The sequence below is a fragment of the Pseudomonas sp. GW460-12-10-14-TSB1 genome (assembly GCF_017349775.1).
GTDB classification, from domain to species: Bacteria; Pseudomonadota; Gammaproteobacteria; order Pseudomonadales; family Pseudomonadaceae; genus Aquipseudomonas; species Aquipseudomonas piscium.
Genome location: NZ_JACNAC010000039.1, coordinates 1 through 19,240 on the forward strand (window position 1 = coordinate 1; position 19,240 = coordinate 19,240).

A 19,240-nucleotide genomic window follows, 5' to 3' on the forward strand; every position below is an offset into this window, starting at 1 on the left:
GCCAGGCCGGCAGTGGTGGCGTGGGCGGTTATGGCGGTGGCTACGACGCCGCCCATATGGGCGGTCGCGGCGGTACCAGCACCGGCGGCGCGGGCGGCCTGGGCGTGTCCTACTACAGCAACGGCGGCAACGGCGCCACGGCCACCAACGGCACGATTTCCATCGGCGGCGGTGGCGGCGGCGCGGGTTGGGACAAGGTCGGCGGCGCGGGCGGCAATGCCGCCGGTGGTATCTACAACGCCTCCAGCGGCACCATCACCGTGATCGGCACCTCGACCATCAGCAACAACATCGGCGCGGGCGGCGGCGGTGGTGGCGGTGGCGGCCAAGGCAGCAACGCCAGCAACGGCGGGATCGGCGGCCGAGGCGTCGGTGCGATCTGGAACAAGGGCACCTTCCTGATCACCGCGGCCAACTTCGCCGCCCTGAGTGGCAACGCGGCGGCCAGTGGCGCCGGCGGCGTGGCGCTGGGTGGTGGCACCACCGGTACTTCACCGACTTCTTTCGCGACCATCTACAACGACGGCGGCGTCCTCAATACCGCCTACGCACCACCGCCCACCGCGACCATAGTGGTGGCGGATACCACGTTGAGCATCGGCGAGACCTCGCTGGTGACCATCACCTTCTCCGAGGCAGTGACTGGTTTCACCAACGCCGACCTGACCATCGCCAACGGCACCTTGACTGCGGTCAGCAGCAGCGACGGCGGCATCACCTGGACCGCCACCTTCACCCCGACTTCGAGCATCACCGATACCACCAACGTGATCACCCTGGATAACACCGGGGTGATCAATGGCCTTGGCACCGCCGGGGTCGGTAGCACCACCTCCAACAATTACGTGATCGATACCGTACGGCCGACCGCGACCATCGTAGTCGCCGACAGCGCGCTGAGAATCGGTGAAACCTCGCTGGTGACCATCACCTTCAGCGAAGCGGTCAGCGGCTTGACCAACGCCGACCTGACCATCGCCAACGGCACCCTGACCGCGGTGAGCAGCAGCGACGGCGGCATCACCTGGACCGGCACCTTCACCCCGAGCGCCAGCATCACCGATACGACCAACCTGATCACCTTGGACAACACCGGCATCGCCGACCTGGCCGGCAACGCCGGCAGCGGCACCACCGACTCCAACAATTACTCGATCGATACCGTCCGCCCGACAGCGACCATAGTGGTCGCCGACAGCACCCTCACGGCGGGCGAAACGTCCCTGGTGACCATCACCTTCAGCGAGGCGGTCAGCGGCTTCACCAACGCCGACCTGAGCATCGCCAACGGCACGCTGACTGCGGTGAGCAGCAGCGACGGCGGCATCACCTGGACCGCCACCTTCACCCCGACCGATGGCATCAGCGACGCCAGCAACCTGATCACCCTGAACAACACCGGCATCGCCGACCTGGCCGGCAATACCGGCAGCGGCACCACGAACTCGGGCAACTATGTGATCAACACCGCGCATCCGACGGCCACCATAGTGGTCGCCGACAATGCCTTGAGAATCGGTGAAACCTCGCTGGTGACCATCACCTTCTCCGAGGCGGTAACCGGGTTCACCAACGCCGACCTGACTATCGCCAACGGCACACTGACTGCGGTGAGCAGCAGCGACGGTGGCATCACCTGGACGGCGACCTTCACCCCGACCGCCAGCATCAGCGATACCACCAACCTGATCACCCTCGACAACACCGGCGTACAGAACGCCGTGGGCAACCTGGGCGTGGGCACCACCGACTCGAACAACTACGCCATCGATACGGTGCGGCCGACCGCGACCATCGTAGTCGCCGACAGCGCGCTGAGAATCGGCGAAACCTCGCTGGTGACCATCACCTTCTCCGAGGCGGTCAGCGGCTTCACCAACGCCGACCTGACCATCGCCAACGGCACCTTGAGCGCGGTGAGCAGCAGCGACGGCGGCATCACCTGGACTGCCACCTTTACCCCGAGCGCCAGCATCAGCGATACGACCAACCTGATCACCCTGGACAACACCGGCATCGCCGACCTGTCCGGCAACGCCGGCAGCGGCACCACCGATTCCAACAACTACGCGATCGACACCGTCCGTCCGACCGCGACTATCGTGGTCGCTGACAGCGCCCTCAGCGCCGGTGAAACTTCGCTGGTGACCATCACCTTCAGCGAAGCAGTCAGCGGTTTCACCAACGCCGACCTGAGCATCGCCAACGGCACCCTGACCGCGGTCAGCAGCAGCGATGGCGGTATCACTTGGACCGCCACCTTCACCCCGACCGTCGGTATCAACGACGCCAGTAACCTGATCACCCTGAACAACACCGGCATCGCCGACCTGGCCGGCAATAGCGGCAGCGGCACCACCAACTCCAACAACTACAGCATCGACACTGTCCTGCCGACCGCGACCATAGTGATCGCCGACAACGCCTTGAAGATCGGTGAAACCTCGTTGGTGACCATCACTTTCAGCGAAGCGGTGACGGGGTTCACCAATGCCGACCTGACTATCGCCAACGGTACTCTGAGCGCGGTGAGCAGCAGCGACGGCGGCATTACCTGGATCGCTACTTTCACCCCGACGACGGGCATTACCGACACCACCAACCTGATTACCCTGGATAACAGCGGTGTGACCAACGCTTCCGGCAACGCGGGCAGCGGCACCACCGACTCGAACAACTACGTCATCGATACCGTACGGCCGACCGCGACCATAGTGGTCGCCGATACCGCGCTGAGAATCGGCGAAACCTCGCTGGTGACCATTACCTTCAGCGAGGCCGTCAGCGGCTTCACCAACGCCGACCTGAGCATCGCCAACGGCACCCTGAGCGCGGTGAGCAGCAGCGACGGTGGCATTACCTGGACCGCGACTTTCACCCCGAGCGCCAGCATCAGCGATACGACCAACCTGATCACCCTGAACAACACCGGCATCGCCGACCTGTCCGGCAACGCCGGCACTGGCACCACCGATTCCAACAATTACGCCATCGACACGGTTCGGCCGACCGCGACCATAGTGGTCGCCGACAGTGCTCTCAGCGCCGGTGAAACCTCGTTGGTGACCATCACCTTCAGCGAGGCGGTCAGTGGCTTCACCAACGCCGACCTGAGCATCGCCAACGGCACGCTGACCGCGGTCAGCAGCAGCGATGGCGGCATCACCTGGACCGCCACCTTCACTCCGACTGTCGGTATCAACGACGCCAGCAACCTGATTACCCTGAACAACACCGGAGTCACCGACCTGGCCGGCAACACTGGCAGCGGCACCACCAACTCGAATAACTACAGCATCGACACCGTCCTGCCGACCGCGACCATAGTGATCGCCGACAACGCTTTGAAGATTGGTGAAACCTCATTGGTGACCATCACCTTCTCCGAGGCGGTGAGCGGCTTCACCAACGCTGACCTGACCATCGACAACGGCACCCTGAGCGCGGTCAGCAGCAGCGACGGCGGCATTACCTGGATCGCCACTTTCACCCCGACGACGGGCATTACCGACACCACCAACCTGATCACCCTGGATAACAGCGGCGTGACCAACGCTTCCGGCAACGCCGGCAGCGGCACCACCGACTCGAACAACTACGCCATCGATACGGTGCGGCCGACCGCGACCATCGTAGTCGCCGACAGCGCCCTGGGCGTGGGCCAGACTTCGTTGGTGACCATTACCTTCTCCGAGGCGGTGAGCGGCTTCACCAACGCTGACCTGACCATCGACAACGGCACCTTGAGCGCGGTCAGCAGCAGCGATGGCGGCATCACCTGGACCGCCACCCTGACCCCGGCGGCGGGCATCACCGATACCAGCAACATCATTCAGTTGAACAACAGCGGGATCCAGGACCTGTCCGGCAACACCGGCAGCGGCACCACCGATTCCAACAACTACGCGGTCGACAGCCAGCGTCCGACCGCCACCATCGTTCTCTCCGACTCGACCCTCAAGGCTGGCGAAACCTCGCTGGTGACCATCACCTTCAGCGAAGCCGTGAGCGGTTTCGACAACAGCGACCTGACGGTGGCCAACGGCACCCTGAGCGCGGTGAGCAGTAGCGACGGCGGCATCACCTGGACTGCCACCTTCACCCCGACGGCCGGCATCACCGACCTGAGCAACCTGATCACCTTGAACAACACCGGCATCACCGACCTGGCCGGCAACAGCGGTACCGGGAGCACCAACTCCGCCAACTACAGCATCGAAACCCTAGTGCCAACGGCTACCCTCGTGATCGCCGACACGGCGTTGAAGGCTGGCGAAACCACGCTGGTGACCATCACCTTCTCCGAGGCGGTGAGCGGTTTCACCAACGCCGACCTGACCATCGCCAACGGCACCCTGAGTGCGGTCAGCAGCAGCGATGGCGGCATCACCTGGACCGCCACCTTCACCCCGACGGTGGGCATCAGCGATACCAGTAACGTGATCACCCTGAACAACAGCGGCGTGACCAACGCCTCGGGCAACGCGGGCAGCGGCACCACGGATTCGAACAACTATGTCATCGACACGGCGCGTCCAACCGCGACCATAGTGGTGGCCAATCCGATTCTGCCGATTGGCGAAACCAGCCTGGTGACCATCACCTTCAGCGAGGCGGTCAGCGGTTTCGATAACAGCGACCTGACGGTGAGCAACGGTACCCTGAGCGCGGTGAGCAGCAGCGACGGCGGCATCACCTGGACCGCGACCTTCACCCCGAACGTCAACGTCAGCGATGCCACCAACCTGATCAGCCTCAACAACAGCGGGGTCAGTGACGCGGCAGGCAACGCCGGCAGCGGCAGCACCGACTCGAACAATTTCATCATCGACACCGGGCGGCCGACCGCCACCATCGTGCTGGCCGACACTGCCCTGAAAGCGGGCGAAACCACCACTGTCACCATCACTTTCAGCGAGGCGATCAGCGGCTTCACCAACTCGGACCTGACGGTGGCCAACGGTACCCTGGGGGCCTTGAGCAGCAGCGATGGCGGGGTTACCTGGACCGCCACCTTTACCCCGGCCATCAACATCAGCGACAGCAGCAATCAGATCACCCTGAACAACGCCGGAGTGATAGACGCCGTTGGCAACACCGGCAGCGGCACCACCGACTCGGCCAACTACGTCATCGATACCGTGCGGCCCACCGCTACTGTAGTGGTCGCCAACCCGATGCTGGCGGTGGGCGACACCTCCCTGGCGACCATCACCTTCAGCAAGGCGGTGAGCGGCTTCGACAACAGCGACCTGACGGTGGCCAATGGCACCTTGAGCGCGGTCAGCAGCAGCGATGGCGGCATCACCTGGACCGCGACCTTCACGCCGAACACCAACGTCAGCGATACGAGCAACCTGATCACCCTCAACGGCAGTGGCGTGACGGATGCCTCGGGCAATACCGGGCTGGGCAGCACGGATTCGAACAATTACCTGATCGATACCCAGCGGCCGACCGCGACCATCGTGGTCGCTAACAGCAGCCTCGGCGTGGGCCAGACCAGCAGCGTGACCATCACCTTCAGCGAGGCGATCAGCGGCTTCACCAACTCGGACCTGACGGTGGCCAACGGCACCCTGAGCGCCCTGAGCAGCAGCGACGGCGGCCGGACCTGGACCGCGACCCTGACGCCAACGGCCAATATCAGCGATACCAGCAACCTGATCAGCCTGAACAACGGCGGGGTGAGCGACTCATTCGGCAATACCGGCACCGGCAGTACCGACTCCAACAACTACGCGATCAACACTGTGCCGGTGGCCAACCCTCCGACGCAGCAGCCGGTGGGCGATCCGGAATTCCGTTCGAGCGACCCGGTGGTTCCGCCGCTGCCGCCTTATGTGCCGCTGCAACCCACGGTCACCACGCCACCCGTTGGCGACCTGGGCTCGCCACTGGCCTTCGCGCCACTGTTCGAGCAGCGGGTGCTGGGCGATGGCATCCGGCCGTTGGGGGACATTTTCATCAATCACGGGGCCCTGGCGTCAAGCTTCATTGCCCAGGTATTCGGCAGCAGCGATCCCGGCGGCGACGGCAATGGCCATGGCTTCCTGGGCTTCGGTGGCGGCGATGGCGGGGTATTCAGCCAAAGCACGCTGTCGCTGCTGTTTGGCCAGGATTCCGCCGAGGGCGGCGGTTCGCTGAAGTCCTTCGGCGACAAGCCCAAGGTCGGCGATCTTTCCCAGGGCGGGCGCGGGGTGTTTGGGGCACCGTCGTTGACCCAGCAATTGCAAGTGATGCAAGACACAGAACAACGGCCGATCCGCGATCTGGCCAAGGCGTTCGAACAGGCCGGCATCAGCGCAATGCAGGCTTGAAACAATACATAAATACGATGCGGCACCCAGGGGCGAGACAAGGATGAATAAAAGTCAGAAGTTGTTCGGGGTCAGCTTGTTGGCGCTGATGGTCAGTGGTTGTGCCGTCAGCAGTAAACCGATTGAACGCAGTGCCAGTGAGCAGCGCGCCAGGAGCGACCTGCAGAGCATGTACAAGGACCAGGAACCGCTGAGTGGCCCGCTGACCCTGCACCAGGCCATGGCCCGGGCGGTGAAGTACAACCTCGAGGGCCGGTTGAAAATCATGGAAGAGGCCCTGGCCAAGCGCCAACTGGACCTCGCCAGTTTCGACATGCTGCCGCGCATGGCCCTCTCCGCCGGCTACGTGGGGCGCAACAACGTCAGTGCCTCCAGCAGCCAGAGCGTGGAGACCGGTACCCAGTCCCTGGAACCTTCGACCTCCCAGGACCGGGACCGCAGAGTGGCCGACCTGACCATGGTCTGGAACGTCCTGGACTTCGGCGTCAGCTACATCAATGCCAAGCAGCAAGGCGACCAGCGGCTGATCGTCCAGGAGCGCCGGCGCAAGGTGATCAACACCATCGTCCAGGACGTGCGCTCGGCCTATTGGCGGGCGGTGGCGGCCGAACGCCTGCTCAAGCAGATCGACAGCCTCATGGGCCGGGTCGACCAGGCTCGCGGCAACAGCCAGAGCATGAGCGAGCAACGTATCGGCGACCCGGTGCAGGCCCTGGCCTACCAGCGCTCGCTGATCGAGGCCACCCGCCAGCTGGAGGAGCAGCGCCGGGCGTTGTCCCTGGCCAAGACCGAGCTGGCGACCCTGATCAACCTGCCCATGGGCACCAACCTGACCCTGGCGACCACCGACGACTATCCGGTGCCGGAGCTCAAGGTCGATATGGCCCGCCTCGAACATGAGGCCCTGACCAGCCGCCCGGAACTGCGCGAGCAGGATTACCAGAGCCGCATCAGCGCCGCGGAAACCCGCAAGGCCATGCTGCGCCTGCTGCCGGGCCTGGAGTTCTCCGCCGGCGGGCATTACGACAGCAACTCGTTTTTGGTCAACGACAAGTGGGCCGACTACGGGGTGAAGGTCACCTGGAACCTGTTCAACGTGCTCTCCGCGCCGGCGGCCATCGACACCGCCAAGGCCGGTGAAGACGTCGCCGCGGCCCGTCGCCAGGCCATGTCCATCGCCGTGCTGGCCCAGGTCTATGTGGCCAACGCCAACTACCGCGACGCGCTGCGCCAGTTCAAGACCAGCCAGGAACTGGCGGACATCGACGGGCAGATCGTCGGCCAGCTGCGCAACCGCTACCAGGCCAATGGCATCGGCGAACTGGACCTGATCCAGGGCGAGCTGAACACCTTGCAGGCGGACCTGCGGCGCGACCTGGCCTATGCCGACCTGCGCAACGCCTATGGGCAGATCTTCGCCAGCGCCGGGCTCGACCCGCTGCCCAACGAGGTGCAATCGACCCAGGTGCAGTCCATCGCCACGGCGCTGGCCAGCCGCGAGGCCGACTGGGCGGCGGGCAATATCACTACGCCGGTGGCCCATGCCCAAAGACAATAATCTGCAGGCACCCCAGGCCAGCGTCAGCCGGGGCCAGCGCGAGGCGCGCAACGGCCATCGCGGGGTGGCGATCCTGCTGACCGGCCTGCCGGCGGCGGGCAAGTCGACCCTGGCCCAGGCGCTGCAGGCCGGGCTGTTCCAGCACGGTCGGCAGAGCATGGTGCTGGACGGCGATGCCTTGCGCGGCGGCCTGAACCGCGACCTGGGGTTCGCCGAGGCCGACCGTCGGGAAAACATCCGCCGCGCCAGCGAGCTGGCGGCCTTGCTGGTGGACAACGGGCAGATCGTGATCCTGGCGATGATCGCCCCGCTGATCGAGCAGCGCGAGCTGTTCGCCCGACGCCTGGGCGAGGACTACCTGGAAGTCTGGTGCAGCGCCTCGCTGGCGGTCTGTGAACAGCGCGATCCCAAGGGGCATTACGCCCGCGCCCGCAGCGGCGAGCTGCCCGGTTTCACCGGTATCTCGGCGCCCTACGAGCCGCCACGGGCTGCGCTGGAACTGGATACTGGCGTTCAGTCGATCGAAGACTGCCAGCGGCAATTGCTCGGCTGGCTGGTCGAGCGCAAGGTGCTGCCTGCTTCATGAGTCGTCCGGCGTTCGCCCGGCTGCCCGTCAGCGTGGACCTGCCACGGCTGTTGCGCGCCCTGGCGCGAATCGACGCGAGCGCCTGGCAGGGCCACTTCAACGGTGGCTATTACGAGGGCGACTGGAGCGGTGTGGCCTTGATCTCGGCGGTCGACGCGCCCTCCGAGCTGGCGCCGGGCAAGGGCCTGCCGGTACAGCGCGAGCCCTGGCGGCAGGACCCGGACTGGCAACAGGCATTGCGGCACCTGCCCTTGCGGATCGTCTCGGCGCGCCTGCTGCGGCTGGGGCCGGGGGCACGGATTCATGAACACCGCGACTACGACCTGGGCGGCCCGGACGCCGACCTGCGCCTGCATATCCCCTTGCTCAGCCCGCCGCGGGTGGATTTCCTGCTCGACGGGCAGCGCATGCCGATGCTGGCGGGGGAGTGCTGGTTTCTCGACCTGTCGCGCCCGCACCGTGTGGACAACCACGACAGCCAGGAACGTATTCACCTGGTGATCGATTGCCGCCCCGACCCCTGGCTGGAACAGGCGATTACCGACGGCGTGCCGACCACTCCGGCGCCTGGCCTGGGCCGAGCTGCCGTGGACTTCGCTCAGTTTTGCCGGTTGCTCGAAGAGGATATCGAGCTGTGCCAGGCCTTGCAGGCGCTGACCGACAGCGAAGCCTTCATCGAGCGCACCCTGGCCCTGGCGACCGGGCGTGGCCTGGCGTTCACCCGCGAAGACCTGCGTTCGGCCATGCGCCAGGGGCGGCGCCTGTGGAATGAGCAATGGACGGCCTGAACCTGCACGGCTGGTTGCCGATCCGCATCTGGCAGCCGCGTGACGAGTGGCGGGTCGACTGGTGCTGGTTCGGCGACAGGCCGCTGTCGCAGCCGTTTTTCCGCGAGGCGGTCGAGGAGGCCCTGCGCCTGCCGTTCAATCAGGCGTTCCGACGCCAGACGCCGTTGTCTGGCCTGACCGAATGGCGCCAACCTGGCCCGGGCCTGACGCCCAGCGCCTTTATCTTCCACGCCTCGCGCTGCGGTTCGACCCTGGTCAGCCAGATGCTGGCCTGCCTGGACGACCATATCCTGGTGTCCGAACCGCCGCCGCTGGATGCATTGCTACGCAGTTCGCTGGCCCCACAGGAGCGGGCTGCTGCGCTTGTGGGCTTGCTGTCGGCCTATGGGCAGGTGCGCCGCGGCACTGAGCAGCGGCTGGTGATCAAGCTCGATGCCTGGAACATTGGCGAGCTGCCGCTGCTGCGCCAGTGCTTCGCTGATACGCCGTGGCTGTTCTTGTATCGCGACCCGCTGGAAATTGCCGTGTCGCACCTGCGTCGTTCCGGCATGCACATGACGCCAGGCTTGATCGGGCCTAGCGCGCTGGACGATGACGAGCCCTTCCAGGACCGGGAAAGCTGGATCGCCCGGCGCCTGGGGCGTTTGTTGCAACTGGGGTTGCAGCACTGCCACGAACACCATGGCCTGGCGCTGAACTACAGCGAGCTGCCCGCCGCCATGGACGGCCATCTGGGTGATTTTTTCGGCCTGAGCGCCGAGCAACGCAGGGCGGCATTCGCCCGTGTCGGCCAGCATGCCAAGCAGCCGGCCCAGGCCTTTGTCGATGATCGCCAGGGCAAGCAGCAACAGGCTTCAGCCCGGCTCCGGGAGCAGCTGGAGCAGTGGGCGCAGGCGCCTTATGTGGCGCTGGAGCAGTGGCGCAGCGCAGTCCGGCAACCCCGACTCAGCTCTTCGGCGACAACTCCGCCATGCCCTTGAGGAATTCGATGGGCAGCGGGAAAACGATGGTCGAGCTTTTATCGCCGGCAATCGCGCTCAGGGTCTGCATGTAACGCAGCTGCATGGCGCCGGGCTGGCGGCCGAGCATTTCGGCGGCCTGCATGAGCTTTTCCGAGGCCTGCAATTCGCCTTCGGCGTGGATCACCTTGGCCCGGCGTTCCCGCTCGGCTTCGGCTTGTTTGGCAATGGCGCGGATCATCGATTCGTTGAGGTCGACATGCTTGATCTCGACGTTCGCCACCTTGATGCCCCAGGCGTCGGTCTGGGCGTCCAGCACCTGCTGGATATCGGCGTTCAGGCGTTCGCGCTCGGCCAGCAACTCGTCCAGCTCATGCTTGCCCAGCACCGCGCGCAGGGTGGTCTGGGCCAGTTGGCTGGTGGCCATGAGGAAATCCTCGACCTGGATGATCGCCTTCTGCGAGTCCAGCACGCGGAAGTACAGCACGGCGTTGACCTTGACCGAGACGTTGTCGCGGGTGATCACGTCCTGGGGCGGCACGTCGAGCACCACGGTGCGCAGGTCGACGCGGACCATCTGCTGGACGATCGGAATCAGCAGGACCAGCCCCGGCCCCTTGACCCGCCAGAAGCGTCCGAGCTGGAACACTACCCCGCGCTCGTATTCGCGCAGGATGCGAAACGTCGAGACCGCCAACGCCAACAGCAGCGCCAGCAGCGCGCCAAAACCCAATTCCAGACCCATTTCATCCTCCTCGCGATGCGGCCTCGGCCGTCGTCACTTCCAGAAGCAGCCCCTTGCGCGCCACCACCCGTACCCATTGCCCGGTTTGCAGCGGCGTTGCGCTCAGGACCTGCCAGTGTTCGCCCTGCAACAGCACCCAGCCGTTGTAAGGGTTGCCCGCTTGCACCGCGGTGATCGCCGTGACACTGCCCACCAGCCCCGCGTCGCCAGCCACCTGCTGGCGCTGTCGCGCGCGCATCGCCATGCTCGCCAGCGTCGCCAGGAGCAGCGCACTGATCACTGCCAGGCTGACGATGAGCGGCAGGGGGATGCCATAGCCCGGGACATCGGTGTCCATCAGGATTACCGCGCCGACCACAAAGGAGACGATGCCGCCGAAGCCGATGACGCCGAAGGTCGGTAGAAAGGCTTCGGCGACCATGAAGGCGATGCCCAGCAGGATCAGGGCCACGCCGGCGTAGTTCACCGGCAGCAGTTGCAAGGCATACAGACCGAGCAGCAGGCAGATGCCGCCGAGCACGCCGGGCACCGCGGTGCCCGGGTTGACGAACTCGAAGAACAGCCCGTAGATGCCGATCATCATCAGGATCAGCGCGACGCTGGGGTGGGTGATGACCGACAGCAGCTGTGTGCGCCAGTCCGGGTCGTGATGGATCACCGCCGCCCCCAGGGTATGCAGCTGCACCGCCTGGCCGGCGGCGATGAGGAGCTTGCCGTCGAGTTGCCTGAGCAGGCCGCCCAGGTCATCCGCGACATAGTCGACCACCTTCAGCTTCAAGGCCTCCTGGGCCGGCAGGCTGACGGCCTCGCGCACAGCCTGTTCCGCCCATTCGACGTTGCGTCCGCGCAATTGCGCCAGGCCACGGATATAGGCCGCGGCGTCGTTGATCTGTTTCTGGCTGAGGGTGTCAGTTTCCGGTTCCGGGTTCTTGTCCGAGCGTGGCGCGGCGGGCGGATTGCCCGGGTCAGGCTGCCCCGGCATGCCGACTCGCACCGGGGTGGCGGCCCCGAGGTTGGTACCCGGGGCCATGGCGGCGATATGGCTGGCATACAGGATGTAGGTGCCGGCGCTGGCGGCGCGGGCACCGCTGGGGGCGACGTAACTGGCCACCGGCACCGGGCTGGCGAGGATCGCCTTGATGATCGAGCGCATCGAGGTGTCGAGGCCGCCCGGGGTGTCGATGCCCAGCACCACCAGTTGGGCTTGTTCGTCGGCGGCCTTGTCCAGGCCGCGCACCACGTAGTCGGCGCTGGCGGGGCTGATCACATCGCTGACCGTGAGCACCACCACCGGCTTCACGGCCTGGGCATGCCCGGTCGGCACGCCGATCAGCACACCCAGCAGCAGCCCTTTCAATGTTGCCCGCCACCCACGCCCGTTCATCCGACCCTCCTGGAGAGTCATGTGTCTCGGTTGTCAGCCGTTCGCTGGCTTTGTCCTTGAGTCTAGTAGAGCGTGGGATTGAGCGAATTCTGAGCAGTTTCACGCTGGCGTGCCGTTCGGAAGTTCGTCAGTAGGCGAGGGCGGCGCGGCCTAGACTTTGGGGAGGGAGTGACAGTCGTTAACCCATAGTCCTGCGAAGTCGTTCAGGACACCGAGGTGCATCATGCGTATGGCAAGAACCGTGCAACGCAGCCTGGAACAGGCGCATTGCGATTTTGACGTGGTGGCTCATCCACATTCGTCGAGCAGCCTGGAGACCGCCCGGGTAGCGGGAGTTCCCGCCGAGCGCGTGGCCAAGTCGGTGATCCTCGACGATAGTCACGGCCACTACCTGATGGCCGTGCTACCGGCCACCCGCCACCTGGACCTGAGCAAGGTACGCGGCAGCAACGAATGGCAGATCACCCGGGAAAGCACCCTGGCGCATCTGTTCAACGATTGCGAACGCGGCGCGGTACCGGCCCTGGGCGAATCCTATGGCCTGGATGTGGTGATCGATCCGCTGTTGACCCGGCAGAAAGACATCTACCTGGAAGCCGGCAACCACAACAACCTGGTGCATCTGAGCATGGACGAGTACCTGAAAATGGTGCCTCATGCCGAGGTGTGCGAGGTCAGCTACTAGCGCCGTCGATGCCTGTAGCACCCTTTGCTCGTTGGTGCGCTCCTGCAGACTGTTTCTGCAGGAGCGCGGCTGCACGCGATCGACTGCGCGGCGGTCGTCCGGTATTCCCAACCCACTCAGGAGCCCCCCATGGAATCCCCATCCCACAGCCTGCCCGCCCTGTTCAAACAACTCGGCCTGTCCGACGACCCCGTGGACATCGACCGTTTCATCGCCACCCATTCACCGCTCAAGCCGGAGCTGCACCTGGCGGATGCCTTCTTCTGGACCCCCAGCCAGGCGGATTTCCTGCGCAACGAGATTCTCGACGACGCCGACTGGGCGGAAGTGGTGGATCAGCTGGATGTGTTACTGAGGAAGGGGCGGGGTGTTTGAGGCATCAGGCTTCGGCTGGAGGCCACTGGCGCGCGGTGTGCACCAGCGCCAGGATCCACACCGCGTCCTGATGGAGTTGGTAGACCAGGCGGTAGCTTTGATGAGGGATCAGTTCGCGGGTGCCAGCGATCAATCCAGGGCGCCCCGCTTGAGGATGTTGCACCAGCTGCGTAGCCGATTGGCTGAAGCGAATGTCCATGTCCAGCGCCGCCTGCGGATTCAGCTCATGCAGGTAATCCCATATGTCTGCACGGTCCTGTGCGGCTTGCGGCGTCCAGATCACCTTCATTGTCGGGGCGCTACCTGTGCCCTGTGGGCCGCGAAGGTGGCTTCCAGATCATCGTTGGCGATGCCTTTCCCAGCGGTCATGGATGCGCGTGCGGTGTCGACCTTCTGTTGCAGAAAGGCCTCGTACTCTCGGGCTTCCCGTTGTTCCTGCACGAATTGACGCATCATTTCCCGGACGATCTGCGATGCGGGTCGATGGCTGGCCTCGGCCTCGGCCATGAACTGATCGCGCAAGTCGGCTTCGAGCTTCATCGTGAAAACGGCGTGTTTGGGCATGGGGCAGTTCCTGCAAAACGTATATACCAAGTATATACATCTTCAGTACCTGGGCCTGTCCAGGTTATCCCGCGACGACGATCGGTCGGTTAATTGTTTCAAAACTTGACTGAAATTCGTGCAGCATTAATAGTTAGCCAACTAACTGTGTGCGAACTTTCCTTTGCCCGACTCTCTCGAATCACTCCAGATGAATATCAGCAGTGGCATGGTGGTCGCCGCCCGGCATTGGCGGCGGATCTGCCAGAGCACGCTGGTCAACTATGGAATCTCCGAAGCCTGCGCCGTGCCCCTGCTGATGATCGGGCGCCTGGGCGAGGGCGTGCGCCAGGTGACGGTGGCGCAGGCGGCGGGGATGGAAAGCCCGTCCCTGGTGCGTCTGCTGGACCAGCTGTGCAGCGCCGGTTACGCCATACGCTCTGAAGATCCCCACGATCGCCGGGCCAAATGCCTGAGCCTGACCGACACCGGCCGCGAACTGGTGCAGTCGGTGGAAGCCGAGCTGGTGCGGCTGCGCGGCGAGGTGCTGGAAGGCATCACAGCGGCGGACCTGGAGGCCGCGTTGAAGGTGATCCGCGCCTTCGAGTCGGCTGCCCAGCTACCGGTGGTGCCGTCTTGAGCGGATTCTTTACCGGCGTACCCCCCGCGCGCGACTGGTTCTACGGCGTGCGCACCTTTGCCGCGTCGATGATTGCGCTGTACATCGCCATGCTCATGCAGATGCCGCGTCCGTACTGGGCGATGGCCACGGTGTACATCGTCTCCAGCCCGTTCGTCGGGCCCACCAGTTCCAAGGCGCTGTACCGCGCCATCGGCACCTTGCTCGGCGCCTCGGCGGCGGTGCTGTTCGTGCCGATGTTCGTGCAGAGCCCCTATCTGCTGGTGGTGATCATCGCCCTGTGGACCGGGATCCTGCTGTTCCTCTCCCTGCACCTGCGTACCGCCAACAGCTACGCGCTGATGCTGGCCGGCTACAGCCTGCCGCTGATCGCCCTGCCGGTGGTGGATAACCCGCTGGGGGTGTGGGACGTGGCGGAGGCCCGCACCGAGGAGATCTTCCTCGGCATCGTCTGCGCGGCCGTGATCGGCAGCATGTTCTGGCCACGGCGGCTGGCGCCGGTGTTCGTCGATTCGGCGGGCAAATGGTTCGCCGATGCGTCCACCTACAGCCAGCGCTTTCTCAGCCGCAACCTGCAGCCCGAAGAAGTCAGCGCCTTGCGCGCGTCCATGGTCGCCACCTTCAACAGCCTGGAACTGATGATCGGCCAGTTGCCCCACGAAGGCGCGCGCCCGCAGACCGTGCGCAATACCAAGGAACTGCGCGGGCGCATGATCCACCTGCTGCCCGTGGTGGACGCCCTGGACGATGCCCTGTATGCCCTGGAACGGCGCACCCCAGAGCTGGTGGACAGGTTCGCGCCGCTGCTGGCCCAGGCCGGCGAATGGCTGGAAAGCACCGCCCAGGGCGCGTCGGTCGAGCGCTGGCAGGCCCTGCGCGGCCAGCTCGAAGCGCTGCAGCCCGACGCCGAAGCCCTCGACGACCGGCGCCAGCTGCTGTTTTCCAACGCCCTGTACCGCCTCGGCGAGTGGATCGACTTGTGGCAGGACTGCCGCAGCCTGCAGCACGCCATCCAGTGCGAAAGCCAGGACATCTGGCGCGCGGTCTATCGCCACTGGCGCCTGGGCCGCCTGACGCCGTTCCTCGACCGCGGGCTGATGCTGTATTCGGTGGCTTCCACTGTCCTGGCGATCATCGTCGCCTCGGTGCTGTGGATCCTGCTGGGCTGGACCGACGGCGGCAGCGCGGTGATCCTCGCGGCGGTGGCCTGCAGCTTCTTCGCCTCGATGGACGACCCGGCGCCGCAGATCTACCGGTTCTTCTTCTGGACCGCGATGTCGGTGCTGTTCGCCAGCCTCTACCTGTTCCTGATCCTGCCCAACCTGCACGATTTCCCGATGCTGGTGCTGGCCTTCGCCGTGCCCTTCATCTGCGTCGGCACCCTGACGGTACAGCCGCGCTTTTACCTGGGCATGCTGCTGACCATCGTCAACACCTCGTCCTTCATCAGCATCCAGGGCGCCTACGACGCCGATTTCATGAGCTTCGCCAATTCCAACCTGGCCGGGCCCATGGGCTTGCTGTTCGCCTTTGTCTGGACCCTGGTCGCGCGGCCGTTCGGCTCGGAACTGGCGGCCAAGCGCCTGACCCGCTTCAGCTGGCAGGACATCGTCGGCATGACCGAACCCGCCAACCTGGCCGAGCACCGCCATCTGGGCGTGCAGATGCTCGACCGCCTGATGCAGCACCTGCCGCGGCTGGCCATGACCGGCCAGGACACCGGCGCGGCCCTGCGCGAAGTGCGGGTCGGCCTGAACCTGCTGGACCTGCTGGCCTATGCCCCGCGGGCGCAGGGCAATGCGCAGGCACTGTTGCGCCAGGTGGTGGCCGAGGTCGGCGCCTACTTCAAGGCCTGCCTCAAGGCCGGTAAACGTCTGCCGGCGCCGAGCGGCCTGTTGATGACCCTGGACCGCGCCCGCCGCACCCTGGATGCCCACAGCCAGGACGACCGCGAAACCCGTTTGCACCTGCTGCACGCCCTCAGCGGCCTGCGCCTGGCCTTGCTGCCCGGGGTGGAGTTCGTCGGCGGTGGCGAGCTTGAGGAACCGCTTCCCCATGGCATCGATGGAGCGCCTTTATGATCGGTGACCTGGATATCAGCGGGGTGTTCCTGCCCACGCTGCTGGTGCTGATGGGCATTACCTATGGCTTGTACCTGGTGGTCCACGGGCTGCTGACGCGCCTGCATTTTTATCGCCTGGTCTGGCACCGGGCTTTGTTCAACGTTGGTCTGTACGCTTTGCTGCTCGGCGCCGTGGACTCACTCAGTCGATACCTGATGACATGAAAAAACCTTTATTGACCATTGGCCGTGTGGTCCTGACGTTGCTGGTGGTGAGCTTCGCGGTCGTGGTGGTCTGGCGCATGGTGATGTACTACATGTTCGCGCCCTGGACCCGGGACGGGCATATCCGTGCCGACATCGTGCAGATCGCCCCGGACGTCTCCGGGCTGATCCAGCAGGTGCAGGTGCGTGACAACCAACTGGTCAAGCGCGGCCAGGTGCTGTTCAGCATCGACCAGGACCGCTTCAGCCTGGCCCTGCGCCAGGCCAGGGCTTCCCTGGCCGACCGCCAGGAAACCCTGGCCCAGGCCCAGCGCGAGGCCAAGCGCAACCTCGGCCTGGGCAACCTGGTGCCGCGCGAGCAGCTGGAAGAAAGCCAGTCCCGCGTGGCCCGTGCCCAGTCGGCCCTGGCCGAAGCCCAGGTGGCGGTGGACAGCGCCCAGCTGAACCTCGACCGTTCGGTGATCCGCAGCCCGGTGGATGGCTACGTCAACGACCGCGCGCCGCGCACCCAGGAATTCGTCACCGCCGGGCGCCCGGTGTTGTCGGTGGTGGACAGCAACGCCTTCCACATCGACGGTTATTTCGAAGAAACCAAGCTCGACGGCATTCATATCGGCCAGAGCGTCGATATCCGGGTGATCGGCGATCGCGCGCGGCTGCGCGGGCATGTCGAAAGCATCGTCGCCGGCATCGAGGACCGCGACCGCAGCAGCGGCTCCAACCTGCTGCCCAACGTCAACCCGGCCTTCAGCTGGGTGCGCCTGGCCCAGCGGATTCCGGTACGCATTGCCTTCGACGAGGTGCCGGAAGACTTCCGCATGATCGCCGGGCGCACCGCCACGGTGTCGATCATCGACGATCAGGCGCCAACCCGGTCGGAGCCGGCGCAATGAACAGCGCCCTGCGTTTGGCCACGGCCGGGCTTGGTTTGTTGCTGTCGGCCTGCCAGATGGTTGGCCCGGACTACCAGCTGCCGGAAGACGCGGCGCTGCATCGCAGCGATTTGCAGGGCGACCTGGCCGGATCGAGCGACAGCGTGGTCTCGGCGCCGGTCCCGGCGGATTGGTGGCGCTTGTACCAGGACCCGCGCCTGGACCAGCTGGTGCAGCAGGCCATGGCCTCCAACACCGACCTGCGGGTCGCGGCGGCCAACCTGGCGCGGGCCCGCGCCCAGGTCGACGAGGCCCAGGCGGCCGGCGGCTGGAGTGGTGGGGCCAAGGCCGGGGTCGAGCGTTTGCAGGAGTCCGGCGAAGCCTTCCTGCTGCCGGAGAAAGTGCCGGTGGCCAACGTCGGCAACCTGTCCGTCAGCACCTCTTATCAGTTTGACCTGTTCGGCACCCTGCAGCGTGGCATCGAGGCGGCCAAGGCCAATGCCGATGCGACCCAGGCCGCGGCAGACACCGCGCGCATCACCCTGGTGGCGGATGTGGTGCGGGCCTACACGCAGGTCTGCGCGGCCAACGAGGAGCGCGAGATCGCCGAGCATTCCCTGAGCCTGCAAGCCCAGAGCACCGCGCTGATCCAGCGCCTGCGCGACGCCGGGCGCGGCGACGAAACCCAGGTCACCCGCTCCCAGACCCAGTTCAAGTCCCTGCGCGCCGAATTGCCGCGCTACGAGGCGGCGCGCCAGTCGGCGCTGTTCCGCCTGTCGATGCTGCTGGCCAAACCGGTGGAGCAACTGCCGGCTGGCACCGGCAGTTGCACCGAGTTGCCCCACATCGCCCAGTTGTTGCCGGTGGGTGACGGCGCGGCGCTGCTCAAGCGCCGTCCGGATGTACGCCAGGCCGAGCGCCGGCTGGCTGCCGCCACCGCGGAAATCGGCGTGGCCACCGGCGCCCTGTACCCCGACATCAGCATCGGCGCGACCATCGGCACCGTGGGCATCGTCGACAACCTCGGCAAACCCTCCACCAACCGCTGGGGCTTTGGCCCGCTGATCAGCTGGACGGTCCCGGCCAACGGCGCCCGCGAACGCATTCATGAGGCCGAAGCCGCCAGCCAGGGCGCCCTGGCGCATTTCGACGGGGTGGTGCTCAACGCTGTCCGCGAAACCCAGACCGGCCTGGCCCAATACAGCGCCCAACTGCAACGCCGAGACGCCCTGGCCGATGCCGAGCAGTCGGCGCGGCAGGCCGCCGACCAGACCCACCGCTTCTTCCAGGCCGGCCGCGAGTCGTTCCTCGCCGACCTGCAGGCGACCCGCACTTACACCGACGTACGGGCCCAACTGGCGGCGGCCAACACCCAGGTGGCGATGAGTCAGATCGACCTGTTCCTGGCCCTGGGCGGTGGCTGGGAAAGCGGACGAACGCAAGCCTCGAACCCCGGCAAACCCTGAGGCCGTTGCTATGCTTTGATCAGTTGGGTGAG

16 protein-coding genes are annotated in these 19,240 nt (G+C 65.5%); 12 read left to right on the forward strand and 4 right to left on the reverse strand.

The features are described from left to right. From J4D52_RS20740 to J4D52_RS20760, 5 genes are all read left to right on the forward strand, one after another. Positions 1-6,320 (forward strand): Ig-like domain-containing protein (locus tag J4D52_RS20740; RefSeq protein ID WP_258537811.1); only part of this gene is annotated, 6,320 nt, incomplete at its 5' end. A gap of 43 nt (positions 6,321-6,363) precedes the next feature. After that, positions 6,364-7,878, forward strand: coding sequence for a TolC family protein (locus J4D52_RS20745; protein WP_025808552.1), 1,515 nt, complete (start codon positions 6,364-6,366; stop codon positions 7,876-7,878). Then, on the forward strand, positions 7,862-8,464 hold the full coding sequence (gene cysC / locus J4D52_RS20750; RefSeq protein WP_063427721.1) for an adenylyl-sulfate kinase: 603 nt from the start codon (positions 7,862-7,864) through the stop codon (positions 8,462-8,464). The genes J4D52_RS20745 and cysC overlap by 17 nt, the downstream gene beginning before the upstream one ends. Then, entirely contained in the window at positions 8,461-9,252 is a 792-nt protein-coding gene (locus J4D52_RS20755) for an aspartyl/asparaginyl beta-hydroxylase domain-containing protein (protein WP_063427722.1), read from the forward strand. Before cysC ends, J4D52_RS20755 begins: the two co-directional genes overlap by 4 nt. Further along, positions 9,240-10,232, forward strand: a complete 993-nt coding sequence (locus J4D52_RS20760; RefSeq protein WP_063427723.1) for a sulfotransferase family protein — start codon at positions 9,240-9,242, stop codon at positions 10,230-10,232. The genes J4D52_RS20755 and J4D52_RS20760 overlap by 13 nt, the downstream gene beginning before the upstream one ends. Here J4D52_RS20760 and J4D52_RS20765 read toward each other — a convergent pair. Both J4D52_RS20765 and J4D52_RS20770 read right to left on the reverse strand, forming a co-directional pair. Next, entirely contained in the window at positions 10,198-10,956 is a 759-nt protein-coding gene (locus J4D52_RS20765) for a slipin family protein (protein ID WP_025808548.1), read from the reverse strand. The genes J4D52_RS20760 and J4D52_RS20765 overlap by 35 nt on opposite strands. Before the next feature lies 1 nt (position 10,957). Then, positions 10,958-12,340 carry a nodulation protein NfeD gene (locus J4D52_RS20770; RefSeq protein ID WP_025808547.1) on the reverse strand — a complete coding sequence of 461 codons (1,383 nt, stop codon included), beginning with the start codon at positions 12,338-12,340 and terminating at the stop codon, positions 10,958-10,960. Between the two features lie 223 nt (positions 12,341-12,563). On the opposite strand from J4D52_RS20770, the gene J4D52_RS20775 reads away from it, so the two are divergent. Further along, the gene (locus tag J4D52_RS20775) at positions 12,564-13,025 is read left to right on the forward strand and encodes an aminoacyl-tRNA deacylase (protein ID WP_025808546.1); all 462 of its coding nucleotides are present in this window, start codon (positions 12,564-12,566) and stop codon (positions 13,023-13,025) included. A gap of 129 nt (positions 13,026-13,154) precedes the next feature. Further along, entirely contained in the window at positions 13,155-13,400 is a 246-nt protein-coding gene (locus J4D52_RS20780; protein ID WP_025808545.1) for a DUF2789 domain-containing protein, read from the forward strand. A 4-nt stretch (positions 13,401-13,404) separates the two neighbouring features. Here J4D52_RS20780 and J4D52_RS20785 read toward each other — a convergent pair whose 3' ends face one another. After that, complete coding sequence (locus J4D52_RS20785) at positions 13,405-13,689, reverse strand: type II toxin-antitoxin system RelE/ParE family toxin (RefSeq protein WP_063427724.1); 285 nt, start codon at positions 13,687-13,689, stop codon at positions 13,405-13,407. Continuing rightward, complete coding sequence (locus J4D52_RS20790) at positions 13,686-13,964, reverse strand: antitoxin of toxin-antitoxin stability system (protein ID WP_102676463.1); 279 nt, start codon at positions 13,962-13,964, stop codon at positions 13,686-13,688. Before J4D52_RS20790 ends, J4D52_RS20785 begins: the two co-directional genes overlap by 4 nt. A 190-nt stretch (positions 13,965-14,154) precedes the next feature. On the opposite strand from J4D52_RS20790, the gene J4D52_RS20795 reads away from it, so the two are divergent. Genes J4D52_RS20795 through J4D52_RS20815 form a run of 5 tightly spaced genes read left to right on the forward strand, consistent with a single transcriptional unit; the run spans position 14,155 to position 19,208 of the window. After that, on the forward strand, positions 14,155-14,583 hold the full coding sequence (locus J4D52_RS20795; RefSeq protein WP_063427725.1) for a MarR family winged helix-turn-helix transcriptional regulator: 429 nt from the start codon (positions 14,155-14,157) through the stop codon (positions 14,581-14,583). Next, positions 14,580-16,664, forward strand: a complete 2,085-nt coding sequence (locus J4D52_RS20800; RefSeq protein ID WP_063427726.1) for an FUSC family protein — start codon at positions 14,580-14,582, stop codon at positions 16,662-16,664. The genes J4D52_RS20795 and J4D52_RS20800 overlap by 4 nt, the downstream gene beginning before the upstream one ends. After that, positions 16,661-16,870, forward strand: coding sequence for a DUF1656 domain-containing protein (locus J4D52_RS20805; RefSeq protein ID WP_025808541.1), 210 nt, complete (start codon positions 16,661-16,663; stop codon positions 16,868-16,870). The genes J4D52_RS20800 and J4D52_RS20805 overlap by 4 nt, the downstream gene beginning before the upstream one ends. Beyond that, the gene (locus tag J4D52_RS20810) at positions 16,867-17,763 is read left to right on the forward strand and encodes an HlyD family secretion protein (RefSeq protein ID WP_063427727.1); all 897 of its coding nucleotides are present in this window, start codon (positions 16,867-16,869) and stop codon (positions 17,761-17,763) included. Before J4D52_RS20805 ends, J4D52_RS20810 begins: the two co-directional genes overlap by 4 nt. After that, positions 17,760-19,208 (forward strand): efflux transporter outer membrane subunit, encoded by a 1,449-nt coding sequence (locus J4D52_RS20815; RefSeq protein ID WP_063427728.1) that lies wholly within the window; start codon positions 17,760-17,762, stop codon positions 19,206-19,208. Before J4D52_RS20810 ends, J4D52_RS20815 begins: the two co-directional genes overlap by 4 nt. Positions 19,209-19,240: the final 32 nt, after the last annotated feature.

Excerpts from the sequence above, each read along its gene's own strand:
- J4D52_RS20745 (WP_025808552.1), top strand. The coding sequence starts at position 6,364 with ATGAATAAAAGTCAGAAGTTGTTCGGGGTCAGCTTGTTGGCGCTGATG.
- cysC (WP_063427721.1), top strand. The coding sequence starts at position 7,862 with ATGCCCAAAGACAATAATCTGCAGGCACCCCAGGCCAGCGTCAGCCGG.
- J4D52_RS20755 (WP_063427722.1), top strand. The coding sequence starts at position 8,461 with ATGAGTCGTCCGGCGTTCGCCCGGCTGCCCGTCAGCGTGGACCTGCCA.
- J4D52_RS20760 (WP_063427723.1), top strand. The coding sequence starts at position 9,240 with ATGGACGGCCTGAACCTGCACGGCTGGTTGCCGATCCGCATCTGGCAG.
- J4D52_RS20765 (WP_025808548.1), bottom strand. The coding sequence starts at position 10,956 with ATGGGTCTGGAATTGGGTTTTGGCGCGCTGCTGGCGCTGCTGTTGGCG.
- J4D52_RS20770 (WP_025808547.1), bottom strand. The coding sequence starts at position 12,340 with ATGAACGGGCGTGGGTGGCGGGCAACATTGAAAGGGCTGCTGCTGGGT.
- J4D52_RS20775 (WP_025808546.1), top strand. The coding sequence starts at position 12,564 with ATGCGTATGGCAAGAACCGTGCAACGCAGCCTGGAACAGGCGCATTGC.
- J4D52_RS20780 (WP_025808545.1), top strand. The coding sequence starts at position 13,155 with ATGGAATCCCCATCCCACAGCCTGCCCGCCCTGTTCAAACAACTCGGC.
- J4D52_RS20785 (WP_063427724.1), bottom strand. The coding sequence starts at position 13,689 with ATGAAGGTGATCTGGACGCCGCAAGCCGCACAGGACCGTGCAGACATA.
- J4D52_RS20790 (WP_102676463.1), bottom strand. The coding sequence starts at position 13,964 with ATGCCCAAACACGCCGTTTTCACGATGAAGCTCGAAGCCGACTTGCGC.
- J4D52_RS20795 (WP_063427725.1), top strand. The coding sequence starts at position 14,155 with ATGAATATCAGCAGTGGCATGGTGGTCGCCGCCCGGCATTGGCGGCGG.
- J4D52_RS20805 (WP_025808541.1), top strand. The coding sequence starts at position 16,661 with ATGATCGGTGACCTGGATATCAGCGGGGTGTTCCTGCCCACGCTGCTG.
- J4D52_RS20810 (WP_063427727.1), top strand. The coding sequence starts at position 16,867 with ATGAAAAAACCTTTATTGACCATTGGCCGTGTGGTCCTGACGTTGCTG.
- J4D52_RS20815 (WP_063427728.1), top strand. The coding sequence starts at position 17,760 with ATGAACAGCGCCCTGCGTTTGGCCACGGCCGGGCTTGGTTTGTTGCTG.